The organism is Micromonospora sp. NPDC047753 (genome assembly GCF_040642735.1).
In the GTDB taxonomy this organism is placed as follows: domain Bacteria; phylum Actinomycetota; class Actinomycetes; order Mycobacteriales; family Micromonosporaceae; genus Micromonospora.
The window spans coordinates 1-3429 of the sequence record NZ_JBEYSL010000624.1 but is presented as its reverse complement, the minus strand read 5'-3'; the positions used below and the strand labels follow the sequence as shown (position 1 = coordinate 3429).

The 3429-nt window shown below is 69.2% G+C and carries 4 protein-coding genes and 1 pseudogene; 1 reads left to right on the top strand and 4 read right to left on the bottom strand.

Annotated features, from left to right (window positions below; all coding sequences use genetic code 11):
* Window positions 1-266 (top strand): annotated as a pseudogene (locus tag ABZ749_RS32110) (peptidase S51 dipeptidase E); the annotation flags it as partial.
* A gap of 97 nt (window positions 267-363) precedes the next feature.
* Here ABZ749_RS32110 and ABZ749_RS32105 read toward each other — a convergent pair.
* The 4 genes from ABZ749_RS32105 to ABZ749_RS32090 form a co-directional block, all read right to left on the bottom strand.
* Window positions 364-924: a dihydrofolate reductase family protein gene (locus ABZ749_RS32105; RefSeq protein ID WP_357234447.1), complete on the bottom strand. Its 561-nt coding sequence runs from the start codon at window positions 922-924 to the stop codon at window positions 364-366.
* A 4-nt stretch (window positions 925-928) separates the two neighbouring features.
* Window positions 929-1411 (bottom strand): SRPBCC domain-containing protein, encoded by a 483-nt coding sequence (locus ABZ749_RS32100; protein WP_357234444.1) that lies wholly within the window; start codon window positions 1409-1411, stop codon window positions 929-931.
* Window positions 1411-1821, bottom strand: a complete 411-nt coding sequence (locus ABZ749_RS32095) for a metalloregulator ArsR/SmtB family transcription factor (protein WP_357234440.1) — start codon at window positions 1819-1821, stop codon at window positions 1411-1413. Before ABZ749_RS32095 ends, ABZ749_RS32100 begins: the two co-directional genes overlap by 1 nt.
* 54 nt (window positions 1822-1875) lie before the next feature.
* The coding region (locus tag ABZ749_RS32090; RefSeq protein ID WP_357234437.1) for a serine hydrolase domain-containing protein at window positions 1876-3429 on the bottom strand (1554 nt) is incomplete at its 5' end.

Genomic DNA, 3429 nt, shown 5'->3' with positions numbered 1-3429 from the left:
ACATGTGGACCGCGTTCGGCCGGTCGGTGAACACCTACTTCGTGCCGCTCCAGCAGCAGGTTGGCGCCGAGAACGTGGTGGATTTCACGCTGTACCCCCACCTCAACCATCCGGACATGGAAGACACCGAGCTGTCCCACATCGAGAAGTGGGCGGCCGGAATCCCGGTCCCGACCTACGCCATCGACGACAACACCGCGATCACCGTGGTTGAGGGCAGCGTTGAGGTCATCTCCGAAGGAGACTGGAGACTGATCAACCCCTGAGCGAGACGCCCCTCTGGCCGATTGCTGTGATCGTGGCTGCTCGGCGGCAGGGTCGGCGTCACCGCGTTCTTCGAGGTGGGTGACGCCGACCACCGTGTCAGGTGCGGATGCGGTAGTGCAGGGAGGCCACACCGTTGCCGAACCGGTGATTGCTCAGCAGCTCCAGGTCGAGGCGGGTGCCGCTGGGCAGACCGGGCTTGCCTCCGCCGGTGAGGATGGGGTGGATCAGCAGGTAACACTCGTCGACCAGCCCGGCCTGGAATGCCTGCGCCGCGAGGTGTGCGCCCCCGATGGTGAGGTCGCTGGTGGCCGAGGCTTTCATGGCGCGTACCGAGGCGGGGTCGAAGCCCCTTTCGAGCCGGGTCCTGGCGGTCGAGGTCGCGTCGAGCGTGGTGGAGTAGACGACCTTGTCCGCTGCCTGCCAGACGTCGGCGTAGTCGGCAGTGAGCTTCGAATGTGCGGCCAGGGCAGGGTCGGTTTCCCAGACGGCCATCGACTCGTACAGGCGCCGGCCGTAGAGGTAGGTGCCCATGGGCCGAACCAGGTCGGTGATGAACGCGAGGTAGTCGTCCCCGGGTGGGGTCCAGTCGAATCTGCCGTGTTCGTCCTCGATGTAACCGTCGAGGGACACGTTGGTCACGTAGATCAGCTTGGCCATGGCGCTACACCTTGACGGTGACGGGTTGGGCATTGCTGAGTGTCGCGTCCAGTTTGGAGAAGGCCTCGTTCCAACCCTGGTTGGCGGGAGCGGACAACTGCTCGGGGAGCCACTGACGGATCTCGAGTCGAGTCCGTCCATCGGCGTCGTCGTGGAACTCGACCCGCATCCTCGTCTCGTGTGGCGCGATGCCCTCCGGGAGTTGCCCGGTGACGTGCGCGATGCCGTCGATCAGCTCGCCGTGGACGACGTCGGTGAGGTCGATGTGGACCTCGACTCGCAGGCCGGGTTGGGTCGGGAAGACCTCGGTCCACCGCTGGTAGCCGCCAGGCCGGACGTCGAACTCCATCTCGTCGCGGGGCAGTGAGTTGCCGATCGGCCCCCACCATGCTGCCAGGTGGTCCGGGTCGGTGAAAGCTCGGTAGACCAGCTCCCGTGGCGCGTCGACCACGCGCGAGATGACGATCGGCGGCTTGTCGCTGTCCATCAATTCTCCTTGTCGTAAGCCTTGCTCGGGGATTCCCTGCCGGGGATCGCCGGGCCGTGGGCCGTTCGGTCCGTTGGGCGGTCGGTGGCCTGTACGGCCGCGAGGTGGGCGTCGAGGCGGGTGAGGGACGTGTCCCAGAACCGCCGGTAGCGCTCGATCCACTCGGCCGCTTCGCGCAGCGGGGCGGCCTCGATGCGGCTCATCCGCAACTTTCCCGACCGGGTGCGGGAGATGAGCCCGGCGCGTTCCAGCGCCTTCAGGTGCCGCGACACCGCCGGCATCGAGATCGGGAGCGGAGCGGTGAGCTCGGTGACCGTGGCGTCGCGGTCGGCCAGCTCGGCGAGGATCGCCCGTCGAGTCGGGTCGGCGAGCGCCGAGAACACCGCGCTGAGTTGATCGCTGCCAGACACCAGAGCCTCCAATCACTTAACCAACACGTTAAACGTAGTGCCGGGCCGCCGCAACTACCAGCGGTGATTGGCAGGGATGGTGTCGGCGCCATGAGGGGCGGCGGGCTGGTCAACGTCGACGGACCGGTCGCGTGCTCGCGCCGGGGGCGAGGTCGGTGGGCGGGCGGTGACAACGGCGTGCACGCCCAGGCCCAGCCGGGTCAGCGCGAGTGCGGCGGCCAGGACGACCACGACGCGGATGCCGTGACCGACGTCCGGTGCCCACAACTGGAGTTTGGCCAGCCCGGCGCCCTCCCAGAAGGCCGGCACCTGCCAGGCGACGCCGACGGCCACCAACACGCAGGCACCGATCCAGGCGGTGGTGGCGGCGATCGTCGCGCCACGGGAACGCACCGGCGGAACGCGGTCGCCCCGGCGCCCGTGCAGGGCGCGGGCCCAGGACCAGGCCAGCAGGGCGAGCAGCACCGCGGCGACCCCGAGCAGACCGACCAGAGCCCAGACCTGCATCGGATCTTCGGTGGCGGTCGCGGGCGTGCCGCCGTGCAGGATGCGGGTGAGGTTGAACGCCCCGGCGCTCAGTGGCGCGTCCATGTACAGGCCGTAGAGGTTGGTCATGATGATCACGGCGAGGTTCGAGTCGGGTGCCAGCACGATATGGGTGAAGAAGTCCGGGGTCGCGCCGGCGTGCCAGACGATGCGGGCGCCGACGCCGTCCAGCGTGCTGTTCTTCCAACCGAACCCGTAGGTGCCGTGACCGGTGGCCACGGTGCCGGTGTGCAGCTGTCGCGTGCCCTGCGGTCCGAGGATCCGGCTGTCGCCGTAGCGGCCGCCGCCGAGCTGCGCGATGACGTAGTGGGACAGGTCGTCGAGACTGGCGGCGAGGAAACCGTAGGGCACTCCGGCGGTGTCGAACGGCGCGGCGAAGCGCTGCGGCTGGCCGAAGTAGTACCGGTGACCGGGCGGGATGCCGACGGCGCGGGCCTCGTCGGCGGTCGCCGCGGAGTGCGTCATCTGGAGCGGGTCCAGCACGTGACGGCGCAGGTAGCCGCCGAAGGTGTCGCCGGTGACGTTCTCGACGAGCGCGCCGAGGATCATGTAGTTGGCGTCGCTGTACTGATACGTCTGTCCGACGGCGGTGGTGGGCCGCACGCTGGCCAGGTCCCGTACGGACCGGGCCAGCGCGCCGGGGCGGTTGTCGTAGCGGTCGGTCAGGTCGGTGCTCCAGACCTGCGGCAGGCCGCTGGTGTGGGTCAGCAGTTGGCGGACGGTGACCGTCCGGGCGGTGTCCGCGTCGCCCAGACGCAACCACGGGAGGTACGTGGAGGCGGGGGTGTCGAGGTCGATCCGGCCGGCCTCGACCAGTTGCGCCACCGCCAGCGCGGTGAACGACTTGCTGGTGGACCCGAGCAGGAACGGCGTCTGCGTGGTGATCGGTCGGCCGTCACCGTCGACGCCCCATGCGCCTCGCTGGACGACCTCGTCGCCGCGAATGACCGCGTACGCCAGCCCGGGTGCCTTGATCTGCTTCAGGTACGCGCGCAGGTAGCGTTCGCCGACGGCGAGGTCGTCGACAGCCGCGGGGCTGGCCACGACCGGGGCGGCCAGCCC